Genomic DNA, 26,755 nt, shown 5'->3' on the forward strand with positions numbered 1-26,755 from the left:
GGCGCCGGTGACCGACTTCGGCACCTTCGGCATCGTGTTCCCGAACAGCTCACGGGCGCCCGCCACCGTAGCGCTGAAGGGGTTCCCCGGGGATCAGAGGCGCTCGGGCGTCCGGATGCCCAGCAGTGCCATGCCCTGGTGGAGGGTGCGGCCGGTGAGGTCGCACAGGAAGAGGCGGTTCTCGACGACCTCCGCCGGGTTGTCCGCGCTGACGACCTGGCACTGGCCGTAGAACGTGGTCAGGCACGAGGCCAGCTGGTAGAGGTACGCGGCCAGCTTGTGCGGCTCGTACGACGCCGCGGCCTCGGCGACCACCTCGGCGAACCCGTCGAGGTGCAGCCCCAGCGCCCGCTCCGCCGGGGCCAGTTCCAGCTCCGGGTGGGCGACGGGGCGGGCGTCGCCGGCCCGCCGCTTGATCGACTGGATACGGGCGTAGGCGTACTGGAGGTAGACGGACGTGTCGCCGTTCAGCGAGACCATCTGGTCCAGGTCGAACTTGTAGTCGCGGCCGGCGGACGTCGACAGGTCGGCGTACTTCACCGCGCCGATGCCGATGTGGGTGCCGTTCTCGACGATCTCTTCCTCGGTGAGGGCGATCTTCTCGTCGTTCTTCTCGCGCACGACCGCCGTCGCCCGCTCGATCGCCTCGTCGAGGAGATCCACCAGCCGCACCGTCTCGCCCTCACGGGTCTTGAACGGCTTGCCGTCCTTGCCCAGGACCGTGCCGAAGGCGAGGTGGAAGGCCTTCGTCTTCTCGTTCAGCCAGCCGGCCCGGCGCGCCGTCTCCAGGACCATCTTGAAGTGCAGGGACTGGCGGGCGTCCACGACGTACAGGAGGGTGTCCACGCCGAGGTTCTGGACGCGGTCGCGGATCGCGGAGAGGTCGGTGGCGGCATAGCCGTAGCCGCCGTTGGACTTCTTCACGATCAGCGGGACGGGGTTGCCGTCCGGGCCCTTGACGTCGTCGAAGAACACGCACAGCGCGCCCTCGGAGCGCACCGCGACACCGGACTCCTCCAGCAGCCGGCAGGTCTCCTCGAGCATGTCGTTGTAGCCGGACTCGCCGACGATGTCGGGGTCGCGGATCTCCATGTCGAGCTTGTTGAAGACCGAGTGGAAGTAGATCTTCGACTCGTCCACGAACCGCCGCCACAGCGCGAGTGTCTCTTCGTCGCCCGCCTGGAGGTCGACGACCCGGCGCCGCGCCCGCTCCTTGAACTCCTCGTCGGTGTCGAAGAGGGCCCGCGAGGCCTTGTAGAGCCGGTTGAGATTGGACGCGGCCTCCTCACCGGAGGCATCGGTGCTCTCGTCGCTCTTGTGGTCCAGCTCGTGCGGGTGCTCGACCAGGTACTGGATGAGCATGCCGAACTGGGTGCCCCAGTCGCCGATGTGGTGCCGCCGGATCACCTTCTCGCCGGTGAATTCCAGGATCTCGGCCATCGCCGCACCGATCACCGCGGACCGCAGATGGCCGACGTGCATCTCCTTGGCCACGTTCGGCTGCGCGTAGTCGATGACGGTCGTGCCCGCACCGTCGGCGTACGGCACACCGAGGCGGGCGTCGGCGGCGCGCTCGGCGAGGGTCTTGATGATCGCCTCGTCGGCGAGGGTGATGTTGAGGAAGCCGGGGCCGGAGACCTCGATCTCCTTGATGACGGCGCCGCTCTCACCGGTCGGGATGTTGGCGACGACCTGCGACGCCAGCTCCCGCGGATTGCCCTTGAGCTTCTTCGCCAGCGCCAGCATCCCGTTGGCCTGGAAATCGGCCCGGTCGCTTCGGCGCAGCAGCGGGTCCGCGGCGCCGGCCTCCGGCAGGGCTGCCGAGAGGGCGTCCGCGACGCGCTGGTTGACCGTAGCTGCGAGGGAAGTGACCGAGGCCATGGAAGTGAGCCGTTCCGTTGGGGTGGAAAGGGTTTGCCAGTGAGTATCCCACGGCGATACCACTGAATTTCTGTCCGGGCGATGTCTGGGAGAATGGCACCGTCAGGCTTATGTGCGCCGCGGCGCACCACCGGGCGCAACCAAAAAGCACCAGGAAGAGGAAGGGCCGATCGTGGCTCAGCAGAGCACCGAGACCGACTGGGTCTCCAGGTTCGCGGACGAGGTCATTGCCGAGGCGGAGCGCCGCGCCCCCGGCAAACCGGTCGTCTGCGCCTCGGGCCTGAGCCCGTCCGGCCCGATCCACCTCGGCAACCTCCGCGAGGTCATGACCCCCCACCTGGTCGCGGACGAGATCCGCCGGCGGGGCCACGAGGTGCGCCACCTCATCTCCTGGGACGACTACGACCGCTACCGCAAGGTGCCGGCCGGCGTCCCGGGTGTCGACGACTCCTGGGCCGAGCACATCGGCAAGCCGCTGACCTCGGTCCCGGCCCCGGCCGGCTCCCCGTACCCGAACTGGGCCGAGCACTTCAAGGCCGCCATGACCGAGGCGCTCGCCGAGATGGGCGTCGAGTACGACGGCATCAGCCAGACCGAGCAGTACACCTCGGGCGTCTACCGCGAGCAGGTCCTGCACGCGATGAAGCACCGCGCGCAGATCGACGCGATCCTCGGCCAGTACCGCACGAAGAAGGCCCCGGCGAAGAAGTCGCAGAAGCCGGTCGACGAGGCCGAGCTGGAGGCCGCCGAGGGCTCCGGCGCGGCCGCCGAGGACGACGGCAGCAGCGGCTCGGCGGGCTACTTCCCGTACAAGCCCTACTGCGGGCAGTGCGAGAAGGACCTCACCACGGTCACCGCGTACGACGACGAGACCACCGAGCTGACCTACACCTGCACGGAGTGCGGCTTCGGCGAGACGGTCCGGCTGAGCGAGTTCCACCGCGGCAAGCTGGTCTGGAAGGTCGACTGGCCGATGCGCTGGGCCTACGAGGGCGTGGTCTTCGAGCCGTCCGGCGTCGACCACTCCTCGCCGGGGTCGTCCTTCGTCGTCGGCGGGCAGATCGTGCGCGAGGTCTTCGACGGCGCGCAGCCCATCGGACCCATGTACGCCTTCGTCGGCATCAGCGGCATGGCCAAGATGTCCTCCTCCAAGGGCGGCGTGCCCACCCCCGGCGATGCGCTGAAGATCATGGAGGCGCCGCTGCTGCGCTGGCTCTACGCCCGACGCAGGCCCAACCAGTCCTTCAAGATCGCCTTTGACCAGGAGATCCAGCGCCTCTACGACGAGTGGGACAAGCTGGCCGCCAAGGTCACCGACGGCTCGGCGCAGCCCGCCGACGCCGCCGCGTACAAGCGCGCCATCGGCACCGCCGCCGGCGAGCTGCCCACCACGCCGCGCCCGCTCCCGTACCGCACCCTGGCGTCCGTCATGGACATCACCGCGGGCCACGACGAGCAGACGCTGCGCATCCTGAGCGAGCTGGACCCCGACAACCCGGTCGCCTCTTTGGACGTGGCCCGGCCGCGGCTCGACAAGGCCGAGTACTGGATCACCACCCAGGTCCCGGCCGAACAGCGCACCATCGTCCGCGAGCAGCCCGCCGAGGAGCTCCTGGCCACCCTCGACGACCAGGCCCGCGGCTCGCTGCGGCTGCTGCTCGACGGGCTGGACGAGCACTGGTCCCTGGACGGTCTGACCACGCTGGTCTACGGCGTGCCCAAGGTCCAGGCGGGGCTGGAGCCGGACGCCAAGCCGACGCCCGAGCTCAAGGTCGCCCAGCGCGCCTTCTTCGCCCTGCTCTACAACCTGCTGGTCGGCCGGGACACCGGGCCGCGGCTGCCCACGCTGCTGCTGGCGGTCGGCGCGGAGCGGGTGCGCAAGCTGCTCGGCGGGTGAGCGATTGCCGGTAGGCCGTAGGCCCGGCGCGGGCGTGCGACTTGCGGATGACGACGGGTTCGGCCCCGGGGACGAGGATCCCCGGGGCCGAACCCGTCACGCTGAGGGCATGAGGGGATTCATCGGATTCATCGCCATGCTCCAGGGGGCGGTGGGCTTCATCGGCAAGGTGTTCTTCGACAAGTCCTGGGGGATCCTGTCCCACTGGTTCGACCCGCCGGTGGTGGCCTATGCCGGGCTGTTCGCGGCCGGCGCGGCGCTGGCCGTATGGGGCGACCTGGACAAGAAGCGCAAGCAGAAGGAGACGGGGGCGGCGTAGGTTCCCGGGCTGCGGGGGTGTGTCCGGGCGTCCGTGAGGCGCTCGGGCCTACGGGGTGTACTCGCTCTCCATCTCCATCCGGAAGCGCACCTGGAAGTCCCGTACGAACGTGCGCAGGTAGCTCTCGGACAGCGGGCCGCCGTTGCGCCCGGTGACCCCGTGGAAGTCCAGCAGATAGCGGCCGAACTGCCGGGAGTCGGGGAAGGCGTTCTTCTCGGAGACATACGCGCGGAAGGCGAGGAAGTAGGCCTCGTCGCGGGGGAGGTCGTCGGGGAGGGTCGTGATCGGCGGGAGCGGCTCGGGGGCGGGCTCGACCGCCGGCCCGGCCTCCGGTTCGGCTTCCGGCGCGGCTTCCTGGCGGGCGCCGCGCTGCTCGGGGATCGGCAGCGGTTCGCCGGCGTTGCCCAGCGGGCGGCTGCGGCCGGGGCCTACGGGGACGGTCAACTGGCTTGCGGGTGTGGGGTGTTCGGGGGTGAGGGCGGCGCCGGTGGCCTCGCCGGCGGTCTCCTGCAGGGATACCGGGGCGCCGCCGTCCGGCCCGGGGAGCGGCTCGGGGGCCGACTCCGGGCGCGGCTCCAGGGCGGGCGGGGCGGCCGCGGCCACTCCCGGCTCACCTGCCGCCTCCACGCCCGCCGGCATCAGCACCGGCGGCTCTATCCCCGCAGCCGTCAGCCCGGCCGGTGCCGTCTTCGCCAGCGGTACGCCGTAGCGCGCCAGCCGCAACGGCATCAGCGACTCGACGGGGGCGCGGCGCCGCCACGCCCGTCCGTAGCGGGCCCGCAGCCGCGCCTGGTAGACGAGGCGGTCCTGTTCCAGCTGGATGACCTGGTCGTACGAGCGCAGCTCCCACAGCTTCATCCGGCGCCACAGCCGGAAGGTGGACGGGAACGCCAGCAGCCAGCGGGTGAGCCGTACGCCCTCCATGTGCTTGTCGGCCGTGATGTCCGCGATCCGGCCGACGGCATGCCGGGCGGCCTCCACGGCCACCACGAACAGCACCGGGATCACCGCATGCATCCCCACGCCCAGCGCATCGGGCCAGGCGGCCGCGCCGTTGAAGGCGATGGTCGCGGTCGTCAGCAGCCACGCCGTCTGGCGCAGCAGCGGGAAGGGCATACGGATCCAGGTCAGCAGCAGATCCAGGGCGAGCAGGACGCAGATGCCCGCGTCGATGCCGATGGGGAAGAAGTAGGAGAAGGCGCCGAAGCCCTTCTTGACGGCCAGTTCCCGCACGGCCGCGTAGGAGCCGGCGAAGCCGATGGCGGCGATCACCGCCGCGCCGGTGATGACGACTCCGATGAGTATCCGGTGTGTGCGTGTCAGCTTCAGCGGCGCGGCCACCCGAGACCCTCCTAGTCGGTCTGTTGCGAGCGACAGCCTGGCACATGCCTACGGGCGAGCGTGTGCCGGTACGCCTCGCTCCTTCCCTCGCACCTCACAGCGCCGTCACTGCGACGGAGTAACGCGGCGTGATTGATCGGTTACTGACGCGTTATGGCGGTGATCCCGGCGTAAGACCGGGACCAGAGCGCGAAGGAAGTTCCGTCATGAGTAAGGCATTGCGTATGGTCGCGGGAACCCTTGGAGCCGGTGCGCTGCTGGCGTCGGCGGCAGGCACGGCCAGCGCGGGCTCGGGTGAAGGTCGCTTCGAGGATGTTCGGTGTGCGCCCTCGTTCAGCCTCCTGCTCCCCCCGGACGGTGGTTGCAACATCTTCATCGACAACCACAAGGCGCTCGCCCTCCTCAAGCAGACTGCCGGGGGCGGCATCACCGACACCTCCGTGACCGCCCGGAGGGGCGGCGGCCGCCGCTGACGCAAGCGCCGCACCCCGGAGCGCGATGCTCCGGGGTGCGGCGTCGCGCCTCGCACGGGCTGCGACGGTTACGGCGGTGCGATCAGCCGTCAGCCGTCAGCCGTCAGCCGTCAGCCGTCAGCCGTTGGCCTTGACCGCGGCGGAGACGGCCTCCTTGGCGGCTGCCTGGGCCTTCTTGAGCAGGTCGGCGGCCTTCGGGGCGTCGGCGCCGGCCAGGCCCCAGCCGTTGTAGTTGATCGTGACGACGATATTGGCCGTGCGGGCGACGACCGTCGTCTTCGTGGAGGGGCTGCCGTCCTTCTTCAAGCTGTAGGTGACCGCGGTCGCCTCGTCGCCCGTTCCGGAGGTCTTGGCGGTCTCCAGCTTCTTGGCGCCCTTGGTGCCCTTCGCTTCGGTGATCTGCTTGGTGTAGAAGATCGCGGCGCGCTGCTCGCCCGAGCCGACCTTCGGGTTGGGGTCGGAGTCGTAGCGCTGCAGGCCGATGTCCAGCCAGCGGAACTGGGTGCCGTCGACGCCCTGCTCGTCGGAGCTCTCCCAGTGGCAGGTGCCGTGCGCGGAGCTGTCGGGGGAGTCGCCCTGGTCGCCGGACTTGTCCTTCGTCTTGGGCACCAGCTTGTGGAGCGTGTCCTTGGAGAACACCTGGCACGGCTTCGGCAGCTTCTGGAACTTGGCGGCCGCGACGGTCGGCGACGGGCTGCTCGACTTGCTGGGCGCGTCGGAGGAGTCGCCGGAGCTGTTGGTGTCCGAGCCGGAGCAGCCGGCGACGAGCATCACCGGGACTGCTGTGCAGGCGAGAAGGCTGGCGAGTCGCTTGGCTGAACGGTGCATGGTTCCTTCGCTGTTCGTCGTCGTGGCGGCCGCCCCACCTCGCATATGAGGGTCGTACGGGGGGCCGTACGGGGGCGGGGCTAGACGGCACGGTACGCGGCGAGGCGGGATCGGTGGCCGATTCGTGTCGTTTGAACGGTCGGATGAATCGGGCGGCAGGCATGTAATGCGGCTAATGCCTCATCTCGCCCAACTCGAACTATTCGCTCAGACTCTCGGCCAGCTCTCCGGCCAGCGAACGGGCCTTGTCCTGCAGTTCCTGGCTCTCGGGCAGGTTCGCCTTCTCCGTGGACCACTGGTCGTAGGTGATCGTCACGACGACATTCGACGTGCGGAAGACCACAGTGATGTCACGGTGCACACCGGAGTCCGCGGTGGCCAGCTTGTCGTTCAGGAACGCCGCATCGCCGAGACCGTCCAGGACGCGCGGCGCGGTCGAGCTGCCGGGGTCCGTGCTCGCTCCGGTGGACGGTGACGACGGGCTACCGGACGCCTTCCCGTCGGCGCCGTCCGCACCCTTGCCGCTCTTGCCGTCCTTCGCTTCGGGCGTGCCCTTGGCGGACGGGGGCGGCGTGGTGGGCGTTGCGGAGCCGTCGGACGGAATTTCGGCGGCCAGCTCCTTGCCCGCGTAGATCTCCTGCGCCCGGTCGTCGTCGCTGACGGCGGGGTCGTACGAGACCACCCGCACGATGTCGAGCGCCAGGTGGCGGGTGCCCTCGGTCGTCTCGCGCTTCCAGCGGCAGCCGACACGGCGGTCGGTGTCGTACGTGACGTCGGGCTGGCCCGCGTAGATCTTCTCCGCCTCGTCGGCCGAAAGCTGCTGGTCGTCGCCGGGCAGCAGGCCCCGTACGGTGCTGCGCGCGGGGAGCCCGCAGGCCTCCGGGAGGGTCTGGTAGCGGCCCGGCTCGGCGGCCTGGCTCGAGGTGGCGGCGTCGCCGCCCTTGGCGTCGGCGGCCCCGCCGTCGGTGCCGGAGCCGCCGGTGCAGCCGGTGAGGCCGACGGCGAGCGCCGCGGCGGCCACCACTGCGGCACCGGGTACGAACGACTTCCGTGGTGTCTTTCGCAGCATCGTTCGTGGCTCCTTCCCTTGCGCTTCCTTGCGGAGATCCCCACGAAATGTGGTTGCCGCCGAGCGGCGGCCGATGGACACAATGTCTACCGCACGTTGTGCCGCAGACGCCGGTCAACCGTCCAAGATCCGATGAGTTGTCCGTGTTTTGCGTTTTATCTGTTTTCGGGGGAATGAGAAAGTTATGTCGTACACCGAAGTGCCCGGTGCGCAGGTACCGATCCGGATGTGGACGGACCCGGCCGCGGTCGAGGACGTCGCGATGCAGCAGCTGCGCAATGTCGCCACCCTCCCGTGGATCAAGGGCTTGGCCGTGATGCCGGATGTGCATTACGGCAAGGGGGCCACCGTCGGTTCGGTGATCGCGATGCGGGGCGCGGTCTGCCCGGCGGCGGTCGGTGTCGACATCGGCTGCGGGATGAGCGCGGTGAAGACCTCGCTGACCGCGAACGACCTCCCCGGCGATCTTTCCCGGCTGCGCTCCAAGATCGAGCAGGCGATTCCGGTCGGGCGGGGGATGCACGGCGATCCGGTCGACCCGGGGCGGCTGCACGGCTTCCCGACGGCAGGGTGGGGGGACTTCTGGGCGCGGTTCGACGGCGTCGCCGAGGCGGTCAAGTTCCGTCATGAGCGGGCCACGAAGCAGATGGGTTCGCTGGGCAGCGGCAACCACTTCTGGGAATTCTGTATCGATTCCGATCAGTCCGTGTGGATCATGCTGCACTCCGGATCGCGCAACATCGGCAAGGAACTGGCCGAGTACCACATGGGCGTGGCCCAGAAGCTGCCGCAGAACCAGGGGCTGGTCGACCGCGATCTCGCCGTCTTCATCGCGGACACCCCGCAGATGGCCGCGTACCGCAACGATCTGTTCTGGGCGCAGGAGTACGCAAAGCACAACCGCGAGATCATGATGGCGCTCTCCCAGGACGTGATCCGCCGGGAGTTCAAGAAGGCGAAGGTCACCTTCGGCGAGGTCATCTCCTGTCAGCAGGAAGATGCCGAAGGTCAGATGAGGACCGTCGAGTACCGCCCTGGCGTGATCAGCTGCCATCACAACTATGTCAGTGAAGAGCGGTACGAGGGGATGGATCTGCTGGTTACCCGCAAGGGAGCCATCCACGCGGGCGAGGGAGAGTGGGGGATCATCCCTGGTTCGATGGGTACGGAGTCGTACATCGTCCGTGGCCTGGGCAACCCGAAGTCGTTCAACTCGGCTTCGCACGGTGCCGGCCGAAGGATGAGCCGGAACGCTGCCAAGAGGAAGTTCTCGACGCGGGACCTGGAGGACCAGACGCGGGGTGTGGAGTGCCGCAAGGACTCCGGCGTTGTGGATGAGATCCCGGGTGCCTACAAGCCGATCGGTCAGGTGATGGAGCAGCAGCGGGACCTGGTGCAGGTGGTCGCGAAGCTCAAGCAGGTCATCTGTGTTAAGGGCTGAAGTGCAGCACTTGTCGTCCTCGAGAAGCCCCCGGATCGGGATCCTCCGGGGGCTTCGTCATTGGTTGACGAGGGTTGCGGCCCGGCTGAAGCGGATGGCGTTCCCTCAAGTGGTGTAGGAGATCAAGGTTCGGAAGTGCGCGGGGCCGTGCCCCGGGTGTGCGCCCGTAGCCGTGCCCCGCTGTCGGGCGATTTCCGCCTACAGCACGGGAAAGCCGGCACAACTCCAAACAAAGGAATAAAGACCAGGAAATCTCTGGCCTTGCACTCGTGAAGTGATGTTCCCGGCTGCACTGGATCGCGTGACGGGGGCGAGGAGTACCGGCACATCTCCTTCACGACATCTCCCCGACTGCTCATCAGTGGTTTTACCAGTTCACGGGCACACTGCTCGGCACGATGTCGCCGCGACGGCCGTCAAAGAAGGTGTCATCACTTGCACCTCGATAATTTCGCAAGCACTAGACAGATGGATGGCGCGTGGCCGAAGTAACGCTTTTCCTCCGGGAATATGCGAAGACCCGTCGGGACGTGGGGGCTATCGCCCCGAGCAGCGCCCGGCTCTGCAGGGCCCTCACCCGGTACATGATCCCGAATCCCGGCCGCTCCCGCGCGGTACTTGAGGTAGGGCCCGGTACAGGAGCGGTGACCCGCTACATCACCGACTCACTGGGCGGACTGGACACCCTGGATCTGATCGAGGCCAACCCGCGCTTCGCTGCCCTGCTGCGACACACCTACGCCGGCGATCCGAGACTGCGCATCCACACGGGCCTGATCCAGGAACACGAACTCGCCTCCTACGACACCATCGTGTGCGGCCTGCCGTTCGCCAACTTCGACGCCCGCACAATCGAAGAGATATTCGACCGACTCCTCGGGTCCCTGCGGCCCGGCGGCACGCTGTCCTTCTTCGGGTACGTGGGCGGCGAAACCCTACGCCGGACACTCGCCGACGCAGCCGACCGCGAGCGCACCCTCGCCGGGCTCGGCGTACTGCGCCGCATCCTGCGCCGGCACACATTCCGTACGGAGACGGTGCTGGGGAACCTGCCGCCGGCCCGGGTCCACCATCTGGCGCCAGCCGGCCCACCGGCTCATTCCGAGTGGGCACCCACCTGCGACTGTCGCGAGACGTCTCCCTGAACACTTCCGCCCAGCATCGCAGCCAGAGTGACATGGCCCCACACAGCCCCGAGCACCACGCCCTCGACCGTGCCGCCGGTGTTAGGGGCATGTGTGAGAGCGCCCAGTCCGCCGGTCTCCCGCCCGACGCGCTCCCCATTCTCCCCGGCACCACGCTCGGTAGCGGGGAGGCTCACCACGGACCGACCAAGCCGACATACGGGCCCTTCTCGTCAGAGTTCCAAGGGCCGGGCTTGGAGCCGGGCATCTGATCCCCTGCACCACTTGAGGGGACGCCATGCTGAAGTGAGGTCAAGGTGAGCACGAGAGCCATCGCACCAGTTGAGCGGCGGCATGGTCACGTTCTCCCGTGCGCAGTTCAGCGATGCCGACGTTCGAGGGGGTCGCCTCCAGCCGCCACAGGAGTGGCCAAACCGAATTCTCCGCCCCGCCTTACGATGCCCGTGTGCGGCGGACAGTCCGAGGCCGTGACCTGCCGGAGCAGACCCCGCCTGGCCGCCGGGGCCCGCGGCCGGCCTGGTGATGGCGAACCCTGAACTGCCTTACGACCGTGGGAACACCACCCGCCCTGTTTTCGGCTGCGGCGAGGGCGGCAATGGCTTCCATCTGTAGGCCGAGTGCGCGGCCTCGAACGGGCCCGGATGGTCAGGTCAGTTGCAGTCAGCACATCTACGTGGCGGAAGAGCGGTACGAGGGCATGGACCTGCTGGTGACCCGTAAGGGGGGCGATCCGGGCGGGCAGCGGCGAGTACGGCATCATCCCGGGTTCGATGGGCACCGGCTCGTACATCGTCAAGGGCCTGGGGAATGCCGCGAGCTTCAACTCGGCCTCGCACGGCGCCGGCCGGAAGATGAGCCGTAATGCGGCGAAGAAGCGGTTCTCGACGCGGGATCTGGAGGAGCAGACGCGGGGCGTGGAGTGCCGTAAGGACTCCGGCGTGATCGACGAGATCCCGGGCGCGTACAAGCCGATCGAGAAGGTCATGGAGCAGCAGCGGGATCTGGTGGAGGTTGTCGCCCATCTCGAGCAGGTTGTCTGTGTGAAGGGCTGAGCCCGGCACGGCAGGTGTCGGAGGGGCCCCGGACCGGATGCGGTTCGGGGCTTTTTGCGCGCGGCCCGCGCCTACGACGCCGCGGGCCGTTGTGCCCCTCGCTGTCGTGCCGCTGGCTGTCGTGTCGCTCGCTTCCCCCGCCGTTGGATCAGGTACTCCGCCGCGATCAGGTTGAGGACGAGGCCGAGCCAGGCCGTTGCGCTGGCGATGTCGTGGGAGGCGGTCAGCTGGTTGCCCGCGTAGCTGACCGGGTCGGGGAGTTGGGCCGCTGTGAGGTACTCGATGGCGGGCTGGAGGAGGCGGGAGGTGATGGCGACGAGGGTGAGGGCGAAGTTGCGGATCATCCAGGTGCGGTGGTCGGCGTAGCGGCGCCGGCAAGCGGTGCGGTATCCGGCGAGGGCGGTGATGATCCAGAGGATGTCGAGGACGAGCAGGGCGAGTTCGTTGCTCAGGCCGGTGGGGGCGAGCAGGGCGACGGGGATGCCGATGACGGCCGAGGGGAAGACGCCGGCGAAGAAGTAGGTGCGGCCGATCCGGCGGTGTACGGCCGGGTGGTGGCGGCGCAGCCAGGGCCAGAACTGGGCGATGCCGGTGAGCACGGCGACGGTGGCGGTGAAGATGTGCGCCAGGAGCAGCGCGTAGTGGAGCTCGCTGCGCGGTGGGACGCGGCTGGTGTGCAGGTCCGGGGGGACGTAGGCGCTGAGCGCTCGGGCGGTGACGAGGATGATCACCGCGGCCATGGGGAGCAGCCACCAGGCGGCGCGGCGTCGGGGACGAGGGCGGGGAGTGGCGGGGCCGGGCGGCGGGGCGCTACGGGCGGTGGGGCCGTCCGGGTGCGTCGTGGAGGTCATGGGTCCACTGTTGCGAGGGCGGCGCCGCGGGGCACGGGGCCGGGACACCCGGTTGTGGGTGTACCCAGGCCCCGTACGGGAAGCGGGGCGGCCTCATGCGAGGCGTCGCGCAGGGGCGCCTCGCCAGGCGTCAACTGGTGCGGTGGACCTTGGAGTTGGAGGCCTGGGCGCGCGGGCGGACGACCAGGAGGTCGATGTTGACGTGAGCGGGGCGGGTGATCGCCCAGGTGATGGTGTCGGCGACATCGTCCGCGGTGAGCGGCTCGGCCACGCCCTCGTAGACCTTGGCGGCCTTGGCGGTGTCGCCGCGGAAACGGGTCGTGGCGAACTCGTCGGTCTTGACCATGCCGGGGGCGATCTCGATGATCCGTACCGGCTCGCCGCACAGCTCCAGGCGGAGGGTCTCGGCGATGACATGCGCACCGTGCTTGGCGGCGGCATATCCGCCGCCGCCCTCGTAGGTGGCGTGGCCGGCGGTGGAGGACAGCACGACGACCGTGCCCTCGCCGGCGGCGGTGAGGGCGGGCAGCAGCGCCTGGGTCATATGGAGCACGCCGAGGACGTTGACCTCGTACATCGCGCGCCAGTCGTCCGGGTCGCCGGTGGCGACCGGCTCCGCGCCGAAGGCGCCGCCGGCGTTGTTGACCAGGACGTCGCAGCGTTCGAGGGAGGCGGCGAAGGCGTGGACGGCGGCGCGGTCGGTGACATCGAGGGCGCAGGCCTCGGCGCCCGGCAGCTCGGCGGCGAGCGCCTCGATGCGGTCCTTGCGGCGGGCGGTGAGGACGACGCGGTATCCGGCCGCGGCCAGCCGGCGCGCGGTGGCGGCGCCGATGCCGCTGCTCGCGCCGGTGATGACTGCGGTACGGGTCCGGGCGGGGCGGCTGTCGGCGGTACGGCCTTCCGCGGGGCGGGCGTCGGCGGGGCCGCCCTCGGCGGTGCGGCCCTGGGCGGTGGGGGCGTCGGCGGTCATGCGTTCTCCTCGTGGCCGGGGTGGGGCCGTAGCCGGGCGGAGCCGGGGGTGGCGGCAGGGGCAGGGGCCGGGGTGCTGGCCTCCCCCTGCTCCTCGGGAACTTGGTGGAGGGTGGTCGGCCCTTACCTGGCCAGGATATGCAGGCGCGGATCAGCGGCTCCGTGGGGCATACATGATCACCGCCATGCCGGCCAGGCAGATCAGCGCCCCGATGACGTCCCAGCGGTCGGGACGATAGCCGTCCGCGACCATGCCCCAGGCCAGCGACCCGGCGACAAAGACCCCGCCGTACGCGGCCAGGATGCGCCCGAAGTCGGCGTTCGGCTGGAACGTCGCCACGCATCCGTACAGCCCGAGGGCGATCACCCCCGCCCCGATCCACACCCAGCCCCTGTGCTCCCGGATCCCCTGCCAGACCAGCCAGGCACCGCCGATCTCGAAGAGCGCGGCGACGACGAACAGGGCAATGGAGCGGCCGGTCAGCATGCGGGCAAGGGTAGGGAAGGGCAGGGAAGGGCAGGGAAGCGGGATGGTGGTGGTCGCGCCCCGCGTGGTGTGCACGGCGTGGATGCCGGTGGGGTGTGAGAGCTTCGGAAGCATGCTGATCGAACGGGCTTACGTGGATCTTCCGGAGGGTGGGGGAACGGCCGAGGAGGGCTGGCCCTGGAACGTTCCGTGTGTGCGTCGGCTGGCCGAAGAAGGGCTGACGTTCCGCGCTCCGGTCACGTTTCTGGTGGGGGAGAACGGTTCGGGGAAGTCGACGCTGGCGGAGGCGCTGGCGGAGGGGTTCGGACTGGACTCGTACGGCGGCTCGGCGGGCTACAAGTACGCCAGCTCGCGGGAGGCGTCGCTGCTGGGCGGGCTGATGCGGTTCGACCCGACGCGCGAGGGGCGCCGGATGGTGCGGGGGCCCCGGACCCGGCGGCGGGGGTTCTTTCTGCGGGCCGAGACGGCGCTGGAGGCGCTGAACGGCGAGCGGAGGTCACTGCGGCTGTCCCGCGCCCCGGACGAAATGAGCCATGGGGAGGGCTTTTTGATGGCCTTCCGGGAGCGGTTCTCGCAGCAGGGTCTGTATGTGATGGACGAGCCGGAGGCGGCATTGTCGTTCTCCTCCTGCCTTGAACTGGTCGGTCTGATGGGCGAGTTGGGGAGCGGGGGCGCGCAGATCATCTGCGCCACGCACTCCCCCCTGCTGACGGCGCTGCCCGGTGCGGAGATCGTCGAGGTCGGCGAACACGGGATGCGGTCGGTGGAGTGGGCGGAGCTGGGCCTCGTCGATCACTGGCGCCGCTATATGGCCGACCCGCAGACGTATCTGCGGCACATCCTCAGTGGCTCATGAGCTGACGGCGACGGACGGGCCGGCCGGGCCGGGGCTCGCGGGGGATATCGCGGCGCCGGTCCAGTGGGCGAGAGCCGTACGGAGCGCCGTGGTGCGCTCGGCCGGTCCGGTGGCGTCGGTGGCCCAGGCGACATAGCCATCGGGGCGGACGAGCAGGGCCGTGCGGCGGCCGCTCTGCCAGGCGGCCGTGACGACGCGGTCGTCGGCGGGGCGGAGGCTGCCGGTCTCGTCGGCGGGCGTGATGAGGACGAACTTTCCCTGGCGGAGGAGTTCATAGAGCCGGCTGCCGTCGGCCAGACGGACGTCGGGGGCGCGGTGACCGGCGAGGGGGTGGGCGCCGCGGTCGGCCGGATAGCTGATGTCGACGCCGGAGAGGGCGCGGACCGCCCGGCGGGACAGTGGGCGAAGGCGGTTGACGAGCTGGGCGGCCAGCGTGCGGGCGGCGAGCGCCGGCGCGGTGTGTACCAGCCCGAGCCGCAGGATGGCGCCGCTGGTGCGCAGCACCTGCTTGCCGACCGGATGACGCTCGCTCTGATAGCTGTCCAGCAGGCTGTCAGGGGCGTGCCCGCGCAGCACCGCGGCCAGCTTCCAGCTGAGGTTGGCGGCGTCCTGCAGACCGGTGTTCATGCCCTGGCCGCCGGCCGGGGAGTGGACGTGCGCGGCGTCCCCGGCGAGGAAGACACGACCCGTGCGGTAGTCGGGGACCTGGCGTTCGTCGCTGTGGAAGCGGGAGATCCAGCGGGCGTCATGCATGCCGTAGTCGCTGCCGAAGGCGAGCCGGACGCACTCGCGGACCTCGTTGAAGTCGGCGGGCGCGTCGTCGTCGGCCCTGTGGTGGCGGTTCCAGCCGATGACCCGATACCAGCCGTCGCCGAACGAGCCGATCAGTGCGAATGCGTCGCGGGTGGAGTTGGCGGCGAAGGGGGACGCGGGCTCGCGGGCCAGCCGGACATCGGCGAGGACCAGGGAGCGGACGGCCGACCGGCCGGGGAAGGGCAGGCCGAGGGCTTCGCGGACGGTGCTGCGTACGCCATCGGTGCCGACGAGGTAGGCCGCGCGGGCGTGGTGAGTGCCCTCGGCGTGGCGGACGCGGACCGTCACCCCGTCGGCGTCCTGGACGAGGCCGAGCACCTCGGAGTCGTACCGAAAGGTGACCCCGGCCTCGCGGGCCCGCGCCACCAGTAGCCGTTCCACCTCGAACTGGGGGGTGACCAGCACAAAGGGGAAGCGGGACGGGATGAGGGCCGGGTCGAGGGTGGCATTGCCGAAGAGTCGGAGCCGGGTGAGCCGATGGCCGCCGGCGATGAGCTCGTCGGAGAGCCCGCGGGCGTCCAGCTGCTCCAACGTACGGGCCTGGACGACCAACGCGCGGGTGAGATTGCTGAGCGCCTCGGGGCGGCGCTCCAGGAGCGTGACGCGCAGCCCGGCCTCGGCGAGGTCACCGGCGAGCAGGAGTCCGGTCGGGCCGGCGCCGACGACGATGACGTCGCTGCGCGGGGTGTCGGGGGTCGTCGTCGAGTCGGAGGTGGTGCCGGGCCTGCCGTTCGTCGCCTTCATGATGCCTCCCATGCCAACACGCGTTGGTCAACGCTTGTTGGCAACCGTAAAGCTTCCCGAGCTGGCATGTCAACACCCGTTGGCCTACATTTGTTGGCATGGCCGACCGCAGACCCCCCGCCGCCCCCTCCACCAGCCGCTCCACCCCGCCGTCCCGCACCCCCGACGTGTCCCTCGACGCACCCCCCGTCGTCACCACCGCCCCCAACGCCGGGGACCACTCCCGCCCCCGCCGCTCCGACGCCACCCGCGCCGCGATCCTCGCGGCCGCCCGGGACCGCTTCGCCGCCGACGGCTACGAGCGCGCCACGATCCGCGCCATCGCCCGGGACGCGGGCATCGATCCGTCGATGGTGATGCGCTACTACGGCAACAAAGAGGGCCTCTTCGCGGCCGCCTCGGAGATCGAGCTGCACGCCCCCGACCTCACCCAGGTGCCGCCCGACGAGATCGGCGCCCGCCTCGTCCGCCACCTCATCGAGCGCTGGGAGGGCGACGAGACGCTGACCGGCATGATGCGCGTCGGCGTCACCAATGCCGCGGGAGCCGAGCGGATGCGGGGCATCTTCGCCGACCAGATCAGGCCGGCGCTCGAGGCCGTCTGCCCAGTGCCCGAGGAGGCGGCCACCCGCGCCGCGCTGATCGCCTCGCAGATCCTGGGCATGGCGCTGTGCCGCTATGTCCTGCACATGCCGCCCGCCGTCGCCCTCAGCCATGACGAACTCATCGCCTGGCTGGCGCCCACCGTCCAGCGCTATCTGACGGCCGAACGGCCGTGAGCGGCCTGCGTGCTTGTGGCGGCAAGCCGTAAGCCCGTAAGCCTTAATCCGTATGGCCCCGGCCCGGGACGTGGTGCCACGGCACGCGCGGCACCGTCCACCGCGCGTGCCGGGCGTGCGCCCGCAACCTCAACGTGCTCGGTCACTACCGTTTCGGGCCGTGGACTGAAGGTGGGTCAGGGGCCAGTGGTGAGGTCGTTGACGGTGGGGACAATGGTGCCGAAGAGGTCGCTGATGGTGGTCAGGGCCGCCGTCTGGAGGGTGGCTGCGGGAAGGACGGTGCCGTCGGGCGCGGCCAGCGGGCGAGTGGCGGTGGCTTCGGCGGCGACGGTGGGGCGGTAGCCCAGGTTGAAGGCGCCCTCGGCGGTGAAGGTGACGCACATGTGGGTCATGAAACCGGCCAGCACCAGCTCGGTCCCGGCCCCGAGCTCGCGCAGGGTCTTCTCCAGCTCCGTGTCATGGAAGGCGTTCGGGAACTGCTTGACCACGACGGGTTCCCCGTCGACGGGCGCGACCTCGGTGCTGATGGCGCCGATCTCGGCACGGATGTCGTAGGGGGTGTTCTCGCCGCCGTCGTTGACGATGTGGATCACCGGGATGCCGGCGGCGCGGGCGGCGGCCAGCAGCCGGGCACCGGCCGCCAGGGCCTGCTCGGCGCCTTCGAGGGCCATGACGCCGGTGCGGTAGGTGTGCTGGAAGTCGATCATGACGAGGGTGGTGTCGGCGAGCCGGGGCAGCTGGTTGTCGAGGCCGATCACGTCACGCAGGGTCGTCGAAGCGGTCATCAGGGGTTCCTTTCAACAGGGATGAAGGCACGGCGAAGCCGCGCCGGGCATGCGCGTGCCCGGTGGGAATCAGGGAGTTGGCCTGTGGGTCAGTCGGTGGTGCGGAAACGGCGGCGGTAGGCCGCCGGGGTGGTGCCGATCTGCTTGCGCAGCGCCCGGTGCAGGGTCTCGACCGAGCCGAGCCCGCAGGCGGCGGCGACCTGGTCCAGGGGCTGGTCGGTGCCCTCCAGGAGGCGGCGGGCCGCCTCCACCCGGGCGGCCTCGACGTAGCAGGCGGGGCTGGTACCGGTCTCCTGGCGGAACACCCGGGCGAAGTGACGCTCACTCAGGTGCATCCGCGCCGCCAGGGCGGCCGCGGACAGGTCGCTGTCGAGGTGGTCGGCGATGAACATCCGCAGTTCGTCGATGTCCCTGCGGGATGCCGGGGGCCGGCTCAGCGGGACCGAGAACTGGCTCTGCCCGCCTTGGCGTTTGAGGTACATCACCAGCTGCCGCGCCACCGCCAGCGCGACCTCCTCGCCCAGGTCCTCGGCCACCAGCGCCAGCGCGAGATCCATGCAGGCGCTGATCCCGGCCCCGGTCCACACCTTCCCCGACCGCAGGAAGATCGGGTCCGGGTCCACCGTCACCGCGGGATGGTCGGCGGCCAGCTGTGCGGCCGTCGACCAGTGCGTGGTCGCGGTCCTGCCGTCCAGCAGCCCGGCGGCCGCCAGCAGGTGCGCGCCCACGCACACCGACGCCACCCGGCGGGCCTGCGGCGCGGCAGCCCGCACCCACTCCACGACCTCCCGGTCGATCCGGGCGACCGGGCCGCCGGGGCACAGGTCGACCGCTCCGGGAACGAGCAGTGTGTCCAGCATCCCGTGGACCTCCGCGAAGGCCAGGTCCGCGATCAGGCGCACACCGGCCGATGTGGTGACCGCCCCACGGGCCGGGCCCGCCAGCCGCACCTGGTAGCCCGCCCGGCCGGCGGTCTCCCGGTTGGCCAGCGCGAAGACCTCTGCAGGGCCGGTGACATCGAGGAGGTCGACATCGGGGAAGACCGCGATGACAACCCGGCGGGGAGAGGACATGCGTCCATCGTCACCGCCCTCACCAACGACCGCAATGACGGCTTTCTGTCACATCCGGCCACGGGGACGGGGAAGCTCCGCCGCCCGCTCCGCCACCCGCCCCAGATGCCCGTCGAACACCCGCCGCGCATCCGGCGTCAGCGTCCGCAGCGCCACCATCGCCGTCACGATCACGTCGCACAGTTCGCTCTGTACGTCGTCCCAGGTGTGGCTGTGGCCCTTGCGCGGGTTCTGGCCGGTGGCCCCGATGACGGCCTGCGCGACCTCGCCCGCCTCCTCCGAGAGTTTGAGGATCCGCAGCAGTCGCACCTGTTCGGGCGGCAGCGCGCTCCCGTCGTCGAGCCAGCGCACCAGCTCCTCGACGGCCGCCCACACGGCCGTACCGTCCAAGGCGCCCGCGGTACCGGACAGGGCGCCGGGCAGGGCATCGGACGTGGCATCAGGCGTGGCGCCGGGCACCGCATCCGGCATGGCAGCAGACGCGGAATCAGGCATGGCGCCGGGCACTGCATGCGGCAACCCATCAGGCAAGGCATCGGACATGGCCTGATTGTGCCCGCGTCCCCGCCCGCCCCCTGCCTAGGGTGTGGACCAAGCCGGAAGCCGAGGCGTCAGGAGTACGGGAGGCCGTAAATGCAGCAGCCGACGCCCGAGGCCCTGATCGACTTCTACGGGCTGGTCCCGCTGCCCCGTGAGGGCGGGCGGTTCCGGCGTACCTGGGCGGGGCCCGAGCGGGCGGACGGGCGGCCGGAGGGCTCGGCGATCGTCATGCTGCTGACCGCCGAGCCCGGCGACTTCAGTGCGCTGCACCGGCTGCCGACCGACGAGATCTGGCACTTCTACCGGGGCGATCCGCTGACCCTGTTGCTCCTGTACGGGGACGGCACCGCCCGCGTGGCCGTCCTGGGCCCGGACATCCTGGGCGGCCAGCACGTCCAGTTCACCGTCCCGGCCGGCACCTGGATGGCCGCCGCGGTCGCCGACGGCGGCTCCTGGGCGCTCTTCGGCTGCACCATGGCGCCGGGCTTCACCTTCGCGGACTACGAGCACGGGGACGGCGCCGAACTGGCGGCACGCTTCCCCGAGGAGGCGGCGCGGATCGCGGCGCTGAGCCGGCCATGACAGAGCGGACGCCCCCCTGTGGGGCCCACAACGAAGGGGGCGGGCGCACGGCTCCCGACGGGACCGGCACCCCCGGAAGTACGCCCGAACGTGCTACCGACACGCCCGGCCACCAGGACCACGGGCGCCGTCCCGGTGGCCGCGGTCGTCGCCCCAGCGGCCGCGGCCGCCCCGGCCACGATGCGCGGCCCGGTGGCCCCGGCCACCTCGACCCCGCCCACACCTCCGGCTCCACCCCATCGCCCCTCCCCGACCTGACCGGCCAGGTAGCGCTGATCACCGGCGCCGGCGGCACCATCGGCCGCGGGATTGCCCTGCGCTTTGCCGCCGCGGGTGCCGCCGTGGTGGCGCATTACCGTACGGCCGCCGGGGCCGCGCAGGAACTGGTGCGGCAGATCGGGGCGGGCGGCGGGAGTGCCGTGGCGCTGGCCGCTGATCTGGCCGGCGAGGCGGAGTGCCACCGGCTGGTGGCGGAGGCGGCCGAGTGGGGCGGGCGGCTCACGGCGCTGGTGAACAACGCGGGGGTGCAGCCGACCCAGGAGCTGGCGGGTATGTCGCTGGCGGACTGGCGGGCGGTGGTGGACCCGAATGTGCACAGCGTGTTCGCCTGCACGCAGGCCGCGGCGGCCGTGATGCGGGAGGGCGGCGGAGGGTCGGTGACCCATATCGCGTCCATCGAGGCGGACCGGCCGGCGCCGCTGCACGCCCACTACAGCGCGGCCAAGGCGGCGGTGGTGATGCATGCGCGGTCGGCGGCGCTGGAGTACGGGCCGTACGGCATCCGCGTCAACAGCGTCTCGCCGGGGCTGATCGCGCGCCCTGGCCTGGAAGACGACTGGCCGGACGGGGTGCGGCGCTGGCAGGAGGCGGCGCCCGCCGGGCGGTTGGGGCGGCCCGAGGACGTGGGCGATGCCTGCGTCTTTCTCGCCTCGCCGATGGCTTCCTGGATCACCGGCCACGATCTGGTCGTGGACGGCGGGGTCTCGGCCCGTCCCACGTGGTGACGCGCCTCGGGCCGCTGCGGCCGTCCCGTCCCGCGTAGCCCCCGCAACCCCGCCCGCCAGGCATCTGCGAGCCCGTCGCACCTGGTCACGCCCCCTGGCCACGCCCCGGCGCAGTCCCTGTCCCGACAGTGGCTGCAGGGGAGTTGCAGTGCCACAGTGGAATTCATGGAGGGACCATGGAGGGACTTCGGCACCACCGTCACCATCACGATCACCACCACCACGATCATCACCACCATCAAGACCAGGAACGCGGCAGGTCCCGCTGGTCCGCCGTACGGCACCAGGTCGCGCACCTGGTGACACCGCACAGCCACCAGGCGGCGGACAAGGTCGACCCCGCGATGGAGACCTCCCGCGAAGGCATGCGCACGCTGTGGATCTCGCTGGTCGTCCTGGGGCTGACCGCCGCCGTGCAGGCCGTGGTCACCGTCTGGTCGGGGTCGGTGGCGCTGCTGGGGGACACCGTCCACAACGGTGCCGACGCGCTCACCGCCGTGCCGCTGGGCATCGCCTTCGTACTGGGCCGGCGGGCGGCCAACCGCCGCTACACCTACGGCTACGGGCGGGCCGAGGACCTGGCCGGTATCGCCATCGTGCTGACGGTCGCCGCGTCGGCGGTGGTGGCCGCCTGGGAGGCCGTCGACCGGCTGCTGCACCCCAGGGACGTGTCCCACCTGGGGGCGGTGGCGCTGGCCGCGGTGATCGGGTTCCTCGGCAATGAGTGGGTGGCCCATTACCGGATCCGTACCGGCCGGAAGATCGGGTCGGCGGCGCTGGTCGCCGACGGACTGCACGCCCGGACCGATGGATTCACCTCGCTCGCGGTGCTGCTGGGGGCGGGCGGCGCGGCGCTCGGCTGGCGGGCGGCCGACCCGGCGATCGGCCTGCTGATCACCGCGGTCATCGTGCTGGTGCTGCGGGACGCCGCGCGGGAGGTCGGCCGGCGGCTGATGGACGCCGTCGACCCGGAGCTGGTCGAGCGGGCTGAGTCCGCCCTGCGCGGTGTGCCGGGGGTGCGGGACATCGGGCAGGTGCGGATGCGGTGGATCGGCCACACGCTACGGGCCGAGGCGGACATCGTGGTCGACCCGCGGCTGTCCGTGGTGGCGGCGCACTCGCTGGCGGTGGCGGCCGAGCATGCGCTGATCCATGCGGTGCCGCGGCTGACCGCGGCCACCGTCCACACGGATCATGGCCCCGCCGACGGCGCTGTGGACGATCCGCATGCCGCGCTGGCACACCATCACCGCACCGCCGCCCGAGACCTGGCGGCCGGGCCGCTACGGCTCACACAAAAGGCCGCCGGGCACAGGCCGCCGGGCGGGGAGGCCGCTGTGGTCAGGGCCACACCAGGCAGTACGCCTGATGCCCCGCCTCGTGCAGCCGGTGGCTGAAGTCCTGCCATTCGTGCAGGAGCTGGTAGACGGTGTAGGCGTCGCGCGGGCCGCCGCGGTCGGGGACGGTGGACCAGATGAACGCGGCGGCGCCGACCGATTCCTCGCCGACGCCGCGCAGCGGGTCGACCACGGTCATGGGGAGCTTGACGACGGCGTAGTCGGGGTGCAGGACAACCAGCTCCAGCGGGGGAACCTTATGGAGGGGTATGCCCTCTATACCGGTGAGCACCATCGCCGCCATGGTCTCCGGCTTGATCTTGGAGAACATGCCGCCCATGCCGAGCTCGTCGCCGCCGAGTTCCTCGGGGCGCATGGAGATCGGGACGCGGGCCGCCGTGGCGCCATTCGGCGCACCGAAGTATTTGTACGTCACCCCCATGCGGCCGCCCCTGTGTTCCCCGGTGATTTCCTCGCCGCTGTTTTCGCCGCCTGCGATGCCCTCGACGTCCTCACGCCGGTGACGGCCACGCTGGGCGCGCTCGGGACCCCGGTCATTGGTCCCTTCGCCCACTTCGCCACCGCGATGCATATCTCCACCCGACCACTCGCAGCCCCAGCCGCGCAACCCGATCATCGTCACAGAGACCTCCCCCGTAACCGGCATGTGAAACGCCCGGCCACGCGCCCCTGTACGCCTCTGAGACCATTGCTTGCGTGACTTACTCGTACGTCGCCCCAGTTTTGCAGACGCACGGGGCCTGACGCCCGGTCGAGAGCGAGAGGAATCAAAAAGGGACCGAGATGGAACCGAGCGGCACCCCCAGGGGGTCCGCGAGGGGAATCCCGCACCGTTGTCAGCCGGGCCGTGTCCGTGTGCCGCCGCCCTCCCTCCGTTTATGCAGGTCAGGATCACAGTGTCTTTTCCGTATGAAGCCCCTGTTTCGCAGTCGCTGTTCGACCGGGCGTCCGTGGTGACGCCGGGCGGCGTCAACTCCCCGGTGCGGGCGTTCCGAGCCGTGGGGGGTACGCCCCGGTTCATGGTGTCCGGTACGGGTCCGTACCTCACCGACGCCGATGGACGGGAATATGTCGATCTGGTGTGTTCGTGGGGACCGATGATCCTCGGTCACTCGCACCCCGAGGTGATCGCCGCCGTCCAGGACGCGGTCGCCCGCGGGACGTCCTTCGGCACGCCCGGCGCGGGTGAGGTCGAGCTGGCCGAGGAGATCGTGGCCCGTATCGAGCCGGTCGAGCAGGTGCGGCTGGTCTCGTCCGGCACCGAGGCGACGATGTCGGCGATCCGGCTGGCGCGCGGGTTCACCGGCCGGGCGAAGGTGGTCAAGTTCGCGGGCTGCTACCACGGGCATGTCGACGCCCTGCTGGCCGCCGCCGGTTCGGGCGTGGCGACCTTCGGTCTGCCCGACACGCCGGGCGTGACCGGTGCGCAGGCCGGCGACACCATCGTGCTGCCGTACAACGACCTCGAGGCGGTCCGGGCCGCGTTCGCGGCTCATGAGGGCGAGATCGCGTGTGTGATCACCGAGGCGTCGCCGGGGAACATGGGCGTGGTGCCGCCGCTGCCCGGCTTCAACCAGGGCCTGAAGGACCTGTGTGCCGCCAACGGCGCGCTCTACATCTCCGACGAGGTCATGACCGGCTTCCGGGTGAGCAAGGCCGGCTGGTACGGCATCGACGGCGTGCGCCCGGACCTGATGACCTTCGGAAAGGTGATGGGCGGCGGCTTCCCGGCCGCGGCCTTCGGCGGGCGTGCCGAGGTGATGGCGCACCTCGCGCCGGCCGGTCCCGTCTATCAGGCGGGCACCCTGTCCGGGAACCCGATCGCCACCGCCGCGGGCGTCGCGCAGCTGCGGCTGCTGGACGATGCGGCGTACGAGAAGGTCGACGCGGTCTCGGCCGAGCTGCGGGCACTGGTCGGCGAGGCGCTGACCAAGGCGGGCGTGGCGCACCGGCTCCAGGTGGCGGGCAACATGTTCTCGGTCTTCTTCACCGACCGGGACGTGAGGGACTACGAGAGCGCGAAGACGCAGGAGTCGTTCCGGTTCACCGCCTTCTTCCACGCGATGCTGGAGCAGGGCGTCTACCTCCCGCCCTCCGCCTTCGAGTCGTGGTTCGTCTCGACCGCGCACGATGCGGCGGCCGTCGAGCGGATCGCCGCCGCGCTGCCGTCGGCCGCGCAGGCCGCTGCCAAGGCGACCGCGTGAGCGAGCGCAGCGAGCGAACGATGGAGAGGTGCGCGCCGCGCGAATGCGGGGCCGAGCGAAGCGAGGATTCGGCATGAGCGGGGCGGACCAGGCGATGGCGGACCAGGCGATGGCGGACCAGGCGATGGCGGACCAGGCGATGGCGGACCAGGCGATGGCGGACCAGGCGATGGCGGACCAGGTGCGGGAGGACCGTGAGAAGGGCGACATGAGCGGCGACGACATCACCGTGGTGCATCTGATGCGGCACGGTGAGGTGCACAACCCGGAGGGCGTCCTCTACGGGCGCCGGCCCGGCTATCACCTCTCCGACCTGGGCCGGAAGATGGCCGACCGGGTCGCGGGGCATCTGGCGGAGCGGGACATCACCCATGTCGTCGCCTCCCCGCTGGAGCGTGCGCAGGAGACCGCGCTGCCGATCGCGGGCACGCACGGTCTGGAGCTGGCCACCGACGAGCGGCTGATCGAGGCCGGCAATGTCTTCGAGGGGAAGACCTTCGGGGTCGGTGACGGCGCGCTGAAGAAGCCGGGGAACTGGAAGTACCTGACGAATCCGTTCCGGCCGTCGTGGGGGGAGCCGTACATCGAGCAGGTCGTACGGATGATGGCGGCGCTCGGTGCGGCGCGGGATGCGGCGCGCGGGCACGAGGCGGTGGCGGTCAGCCATCAGCTGCCGATCTGGATAGTGCGCAGCTTCGCCGAGCGGCGGCGGCTGTGGCACGACCCGCGGCGGCGGCAGTGCACGCTGGCCTCGCTGACGTCGTTCACCTTCCACGGCGACAAGATCATCTCGGTCGGCTACAGCGAGCCGGCGCGCGACCTGGTTCCCTCCCATCTTCTGGCGGGCGCCAAACCCGTCAAGGGAAAGGCCAAGGCTTTCGGCGCCTGATGCTGCCTCAATTGGCGGTATGTCAATCACGGGAAAAACAAGAGATGTGAGCGAATAACCGGATCCCCACCGTTCGACATGCCCTCTACTCGTTTGTCCGTTTATATGGACTTCGAGTACGGCGAGTACGGATGGGGTCACGGTATGCACGCGATCAGTCGGCGGGACCTGCTGGGCATGGGAGTTGGCGCAGCGGCGGCGTTCGGCATAGCGGGCTGCTCCTCGTCCGGCTCGGGCGACGGGGCGGACAAGCAACGAGTGCAGAACGAGCTGCAGGCCCGGTCGAGGCTCATCGGTGACGGCTCGACGGCCAATTCCGGGACGCAGCCGAATCAGCCCAGGCCCGAACGGCTGGAACCCGGCCAGACCCCGCCGCAGTTCGTGGTCTTCTCCTGGGACGGCGCGGGAGAGGTCGGCAACGGCCTCTTCCCGCGTTTCCTCAAGCTCGCCAAGGACCACGACGCGGCGATGACGTTCTTCCTCTCCGGGCTCTATCTCCTCCCGGAATCCAAGCGGCACCTCTACGACCCGCCGAACAACCGGCGCGGCGCCTCCGACATCGGCTATCTCGCCGATGACCACATCAGGCAGACGCTGAAGTACGTACGCGAGGCCTGGCTGGACGGCCATGAGATCGGCACCCACTTCAACGGCCACTTCTGCTCGGGCTCGGGCGCCGTGAAGCACTGGACGCCGCAGCAATGGCAGTCCGAGATCGACCAGGCGGTGGACTTTGTCACCAAGTGGCGTACGCATACGGGGTTCACGGACATAGAACCGCTGCCGTTCGATTACCGAAAGGAATTGGTCGGCGGCCGCACCCCCTGCCTGCTCGGTCAGGAAAATCTGCTGCCGACCGCCAGGAATCTCGGCTGGCGCTATGACGCCAGCTCCTCCGGCGGTCTGCAGATGTGGCCCAGGAAAAAGTCCGGGCTCTGGGACTACCCGCTCCAGCAGATTCCCTTCCCGGGCCACCCGTTCGAGGTCCTCTCGATGGACTACAACATGCTCGCCAATCAGTCGCGGAACTCCACCAAGGCCCCGCCGGCCAACTACCCCGGATGGCGGCAGCAGGCCTTTGGCGCCTATATCGGCGGATTCCGGCGGGCCTACGAGACCAACCGCGCGCCGTTCTTCATCGGCAACCACTTCGAGCAGTGGAACGGCGGCATCTACATGGACGCCGTCGAGGAAGTGCTCAAGCACATCGCCGACGACAAGAACCGGGATGTGCACCTCGTCTCCTTCCGGCAGTTCACCGACTGGCTCGACGCCCAGGACCCGGAGGTGCTGGCCAAGCTCCAGCGCATGCGGGTGGGGGAGCGGCCGGCCGGCGGCTGGAACGCGTACCTCTCGGCGGCCTGAAATCCCTGCC

25 protein-coding genes and 1 pseudogene are annotated in these 26,755 nt (G+C 70.4%); 14 read left to right on the forward strand and 12 right to left on the reverse strand.

The features are described from left to right. Window positions 1–93 precede the first annotated feature (93 nt). Window positions 94–1,881 carry an arginine--tRNA ligase gene (argS, locus tag AB0D04_RS08900; protein ID WP_362700894.1) on the reverse strand — a complete coding sequence of 596 codons (1,788 nt, stop codon included), beginning with the start codon at window positions 1,879–1,881 and terminating at the stop codon, window positions 94–96. 172 nt (window positions 1,882–2,053) lie between these two features. On the opposite strand from argS, the gene lysS reads away from it, so the two are divergent. Together lysS and AB0D04_RS08910 are read left to right on the forward strand one after the other, a co-directional pair. Then, entirely contained in the window at window positions 2,054–3,778 is a 1,725-nt protein-coding gene (gene lysS, locus AB0D04_RS08905; RefSeq protein WP_362700896.1) for a lysine--tRNA ligase, read from the forward strand. Window positions 3,779–3,887: 109 nt separating this feature from the next. Next, entirely contained in the window at window positions 3,888–4,097 is a 210-nt protein-coding gene (locus tag AB0D04_RS08910; protein WP_362700898.1) for a hypothetical protein, read from the forward strand. 48 nt (window positions 4,098–4,145) lie between these two features. Here the strand turns inward: AB0D04_RS08910 and AB0D04_RS08915 are convergent, their stop codons facing one another. Next, the gene (locus AB0D04_RS08915) at window positions 4,146–5,438 is read right to left on the reverse strand and encodes a DUF2637 domain-containing protein (protein WP_362700900.1); all 1,293 of its coding nucleotides are present in this window, start codon (window positions 5,436–5,438) and stop codon (window positions 4,146–4,148) included. A 206-nt stretch (window positions 5,439–5,644) separates the two neighbouring features. On the opposite strand from AB0D04_RS08915, the gene AB0D04_RS08920 reads away from it, so the two are divergent. Continuing rightward, entirely contained in the window at window positions 5,645–5,911 is a 267-nt protein-coding gene (locus AB0D04_RS08920; RefSeq protein ID WP_362700902.1) for a hypothetical protein, read from the forward strand. A gap of 117 nt (window positions 5,912–6,028) precedes the next feature. Here the strand turns inward: AB0D04_RS08920 and AB0D04_RS08925 are convergent, their stop codons facing one another. Next, window positions 6,029–6,739, reverse strand: a complete 711-nt coding sequence (locus AB0D04_RS08925; protein ID WP_362700904.1) for a DUF3558 domain-containing protein — start codon at window positions 6,737–6,739, stop codon at window positions 6,029–6,031. 199 nt (window positions 6,740–6,938) lie between these two features. Then, entirely contained in the window at window positions 6,939–7,808 is an 870-nt protein-coding gene (locus tag AB0D04_RS08930) for a hypothetical protein (protein WP_362700907.1), read from the reverse strand. A gap of 184 nt (window positions 7,809–7,992) precedes the next feature. Here AB0D04_RS08930 and AB0D04_RS08935 point away from each other — a divergent pair, with 184 nt between their 5' ends. The 3 genes and pseudogenes from AB0D04_RS08935 to AB0D04_RS08945 all read left to right on the forward strand — a co-directional run. Beyond that, on the forward strand, window positions 7,993–9,249 hold the full coding sequence (locus AB0D04_RS08935; RefSeq protein ID WP_362700909.1) for an RtcB family protein: 1,257 nt from the start codon (window positions 7,993–7,995) through the stop codon (window positions 9,247–9,249). Window positions 9,250–9,833: 584 nt separating this feature from the next. Then, window positions 9,834–10,394, forward strand: coding sequence for a methyltransferase (locus AB0D04_RS08940; RefSeq protein ID WP_362700912.1), 561 nt, complete (start codon window positions 9,834–9,836; stop codon window positions 10,392–10,394). Window positions 10,395–11,064: 670 nt separating this feature from the next. Continuing rightward, window positions 11,065–11,446: pseudogene (locus AB0D04_RS08945) on the forward strand (RtcB family protein); the annotation flags it as partial. A gap of 71 nt (window positions 11,447–11,517) precedes the next feature. On the opposite strand, the gene AB0D04_RS08950 reads toward AB0D04_RS08945, so the two are convergent. From AB0D04_RS08950 to AB0D04_RS08960, 3 genes are all read right to left on the reverse strand, one after another. Then, window positions 11,518–12,297 carry a DUF2306 domain-containing protein gene (locus AB0D04_RS08950; protein WP_362700915.1) on the reverse strand — a complete coding sequence of 260 codons (780 nt, stop codon included), beginning with the start codon at window positions 12,295–12,297 and terminating at the stop codon, window positions 11,518–11,520. Window positions 12,298–12,427: 130 nt separating this feature from the next. Then, window positions 12,428–13,267 carry an SDR family NAD(P)-dependent oxidoreductase gene (locus AB0D04_RS08955; protein ID WP_362700917.1) on the reverse strand — a complete coding sequence of 280 codons (840 nt, stop codon included), beginning with the start codon at window positions 13,265–13,267 and terminating at the stop codon, window positions 12,428–12,430. Window positions 13,268–13,417: 150 nt separating this feature from the next. Further along, on the reverse strand, window positions 13,418–13,753 hold the full coding sequence (locus AB0D04_RS08960; RefSeq protein ID WP_362700919.1) for a YnfA family protein: 336 nt from the start codon (window positions 13,751–13,753) through the stop codon (window positions 13,418–13,420). 112 nt (window positions 13,754–13,865) lie between these two features. Here AB0D04_RS08960 and AB0D04_RS08965 point away from each other — a divergent pair, with 112 nt between their 5' ends. Then, window positions 13,866–14,609, forward strand: a complete 744-nt coding sequence (locus AB0D04_RS08965) for an AAA family ATPase (protein WP_362700921.1) — start codon at window positions 13,866–13,868, stop codon at window positions 14,607–14,609. Here the strand turns inward: AB0D04_RS08965 and AB0D04_RS08970 are convergent. Next, window positions 14,604–16,166, reverse strand: coding sequence for an FAD-dependent oxidoreductase (locus AB0D04_RS08970; RefSeq protein WP_362700924.1), 1,563 nt, complete (start codon window positions 16,164–16,166; stop codon window positions 14,604–14,606). The two genes, AB0D04_RS08965 and AB0D04_RS08970, sit on opposite strands and share 6 nt — an antisense overlap. A gap of 98 nt (window positions 16,167–16,264) precedes the next feature. On the opposite strand from AB0D04_RS08970, the gene AB0D04_RS08975 reads away from it, so the two are divergent. After that, entirely contained in the window at window positions 16,265–16,945 is a 681-nt protein-coding gene (locus tag AB0D04_RS08975; protein WP_362700927.1) for a TetR family transcriptional regulator, read from the forward strand. 176 nt (window positions 16,946–17,121) lie between these two features. Here the strand turns inward: AB0D04_RS08975 and AB0D04_RS08980 are convergent, their stop codons facing one another. The 3 genes from AB0D04_RS08980 to AB0D04_RS08990 form a co-directional block, all read right to left on the reverse strand. Beyond that, the gene (locus AB0D04_RS08980; protein ID WP_362700930.1) at window positions 17,122–17,730 is read right to left on the reverse strand and encodes an isochorismatase family protein; all 609 of its coding nucleotides are present in this window, start codon (window positions 17,728–17,730) and stop codon (window positions 17,122–17,124) included. 89 nt (window positions 17,731–17,819) lie between these two features. Further along, entirely contained in the window at window positions 17,820–18,803 is a 984-nt protein-coding gene (locus AB0D04_RS08985; RefSeq protein ID WP_362700932.1) for a helix-turn-helix domain-containing protein, read from the reverse strand. Between the two features lie 48 nt (window positions 18,804–18,851). Then, window positions 18,852–19,298 carry a MazG-like family protein gene (locus AB0D04_RS08990; RefSeq protein ID WP_362700935.1) on the reverse strand — a complete coding sequence of 149 codons (447 nt, stop codon included), beginning with the start codon at window positions 19,296–19,298 and terminating at the stop codon, window positions 18,852–18,854. Between the two features lie 138 nt (window positions 19,299–19,436). On the opposite strand from AB0D04_RS08990, the gene AB0D04_RS08995 reads away from it, so the two are divergent. The 3 genes from AB0D04_RS08995 to AB0D04_RS09005 all read left to right on the forward strand — a co-directional run bounded on the left by AB0D04_RS08995 (window position 19,437) and on the right by AB0D04_RS09005 (window position 22,326). After that, on the forward strand, window positions 19,437–19,925 hold the full coding sequence (locus tag AB0D04_RS08995) for a cupin domain-containing protein (RefSeq protein ID WP_362700937.1): 489 nt from the start codon (window positions 19,437–19,439) through the stop codon (window positions 19,923–19,925). Between the two features lie 254 nt (window positions 19,926–20,179). Then, window positions 20,180–20,929: an SDR family oxidoreductase gene (locus tag AB0D04_RS09000; protein WP_362701155.1), complete on the forward strand. Its 750-nt coding sequence runs from the start codon at window positions 20,180–20,182 to the stop codon at window positions 20,927–20,929. 176 nt (window positions 20,930–21,105) lie between these two features. Then, a complete protein-coding gene (locus tag AB0D04_RS09005; RefSeq protein WP_362700940.1) occupies window positions 21,106–22,326 on the forward strand; it encodes a cation diffusion facilitator family transporter in 1,221 nt (406 codons plus the stop codon). Here AB0D04_RS09005 and AB0D04_RS09010 read toward each other — a convergent pair. Beyond that, complete coding sequence (locus tag AB0D04_RS09010; protein WP_362701158.1) at window positions 22,271–22,858, reverse strand: hypothetical protein; 588 nt, start codon at window positions 22,856–22,858, stop codon at window positions 22,271–22,273. The genes AB0D04_RS09005 and AB0D04_RS09010 overlap by 56 nt on opposite strands. Window positions 22,859–23,165: 307 nt before the next feature. Here AB0D04_RS09010 and hemL point away from each other — a divergent pair, with 307 nt between their 5' ends. The 3 genes from hemL to AB0D04_RS09025 all read left to right on the forward strand — a co-directional run bounded on the left by hemL (window position 23,166) and on the right by AB0D04_RS09025 (window position 26,745). Continuing rightward, window positions 23,166–24,491, forward strand: a complete 1,326-nt coding sequence (gene hemL / locus AB0D04_RS09015) for a glutamate-1-semialdehyde 2,1-aminomutase (RefSeq protein WP_362700942.1) — start codon at window positions 23,166–23,168, stop codon at window positions 24,489–24,491. A 208-nt stretch (window positions 24,492–24,699) separates the two neighbouring features. Then, complete coding sequence (locus tag AB0D04_RS09020; RefSeq protein WP_362701160.1) at window positions 24,700–25,380, forward strand: histidine phosphatase family protein; 681 nt, start codon at window positions 24,700–24,702, stop codon at window positions 25,378–25,380. Between the two features lie 144 nt (window positions 25,381–25,524). Next, a complete protein-coding gene (locus tag AB0D04_RS09025) occupies window positions 25,525–26,745 on the forward strand; it encodes a hypothetical protein (protein ID WP_362700944.1) in 1,221 nt (406 codons plus the stop codon). The last annotated feature ends 10 nt before the right edge of the window (window positions 26,746–26,755 follow it).

The sequence above is a fragment of the Streptomyces sp. NPDC048483 genome, assembly GCF_040651455.1.
Classification (GTDB): Bacteria; Actinomycetota; Actinomycetes; order Streptomycetales; family Streptomycetaceae; genus Streptomyces.

Coding starts and splice junctions, on each gene's coding strand:
- AB0D04_RS08985 (WP_362700932.1), bottom strand. CDS start 18,803: ATGTCCTCTCCCCGCCGGGTTGTCATCGCGGTCTTCCCCGATGTCGAC.
- AB0D04_RS08950 (WP_362700915.1), bottom strand. CDS start 12,297: ATGACCTCCACGACGCACCCGGACGGCCCCACCGCCCGTAGCGCCCCG.
- AB0D04_RS08980 (WP_362700930.1), bottom strand. CDS start 17,730: ATGACCGCTTCGACGACCCTGCGTGACGTGATCGGCCTCGACAACCAG.
- AB0D04_RS08960 (WP_362700919.1), bottom strand. CDS start 13,753: ATGCTGACCGGCCGCTCCATTGCCCTGTTCGTCGTCGCCGCGCTCTTC.
- AB0D04_RS08930 (WP_362700907.1), bottom strand. CDS start 7,808: ATGCTGCGAAAGACACCACGGAAGTCGTTCGTACCCGGTGCCGCAGTG.
- AB0D04_RS09005 (WP_362700940.1), top strand. CDS start 21,106: ATGGAGGGACTTCGGCACCACCGTCACCATCACGATCACCACCACCAC.
- AB0D04_RS08910 (WP_362700898.1), top strand. CDS start 3,888: ATGAGGGGATTCATCGGATTCATCGCCATGCTCCAGGGGGCGGTGGGC.
- AB0D04_RS08995 (WP_362700937.1), top strand. CDS start 19,437: ATGCAGCAGCCGACGCCCGAGGCCCTGATCGACTTCTACGGGCTGGTC.
- AB0D04_RS08940 (WP_362700912.1), top strand. CDS start 9,834: ATGATCCCGAATCCCGGCCGCTCCCGCGCGGTACTTGAGGTAGGGCCC.
- hemL (WP_362700942.1), top strand. CDS start 23,166: ATGCAGGTCAGGATCACAGTGTCTTTTCCGTATGAAGCCCCTGTTTCG.
- AB0D04_RS09020 (WP_362701160.1), top strand. CDS start 24,700: ATGAGCGGCGACGACATCACCGTGGTGCATCTGATGCGGCACGGTGAG.
- AB0D04_RS08955 (WP_362700917.1), bottom strand. CDS start 13,267: ATGACCGCCGACGCCCCCACCGCCCAGGGCCGCACCGCCGAGGGCGGC.
- AB0D04_RS09010 (WP_362701158.1), bottom strand. CDS start 22,858: ATGCATCGCGGTGGCGAAGTGGGCGAAGGGACCAATGACCGGGGTCCC.
- AB0D04_RS08975 (WP_362700927.1), top strand. CDS start 16,265: ATGGCCGACCGCAGACCCCCCGCCGCCCCCTCCACCAGCCGCTCCACC.
- AB0D04_RS08935 (WP_362700909.1), top strand. CDS start 7,993: ATGTCGTACACCGAAGTGCCCGGTGCGCAGGTACCGATCCGGATGTGG.
- AB0D04_RS08920 (WP_362700902.1), top strand. CDS start 5,645: ATGAGTAAGGCATTGCGTATGGTCGCGGGAACCCTTGGAGCCGGTGCG.
- argS (WP_362700894.1), bottom strand. CDS start 1,881: ATGGCCTCGGTCACTTCCCTCGCAGCTACGGTCAACCAGCGCGTCGCG.
- AB0D04_RS09025 (WP_362700944.1), top strand. CDS start 25,525: ATGCACGCGATCAGTCGGCGGGACCTGCTGGGCATGGGAGTTGGCGCA.
- AB0D04_RS08925 (WP_362700904.1), bottom strand. CDS start 6,739: ATGCACCGTTCAGCCAAGCGACTCGCCAGCCTTCTCGCCTGCACAGCA.
- AB0D04_RS08990 (WP_362700935.1), bottom strand. CDS start 19,298: ATGCCTGATTCCGCGTCTGCTGCCATGCCGGATGCGGTGCCCGGCGCC.
- AB0D04_RS08970 (WP_362700924.1), bottom strand. CDS start 16,166: ATGAAGGCGACGAACGGCAGGCCCGGCACCACCTCCGACTCGACGACG.
- AB0D04_RS08965 (WP_362700921.1), top strand. CDS start 13,866: ATGCTGATCGAACGGGCTTACGTGGATCTTCCGGAGGGTGGGGGAACG.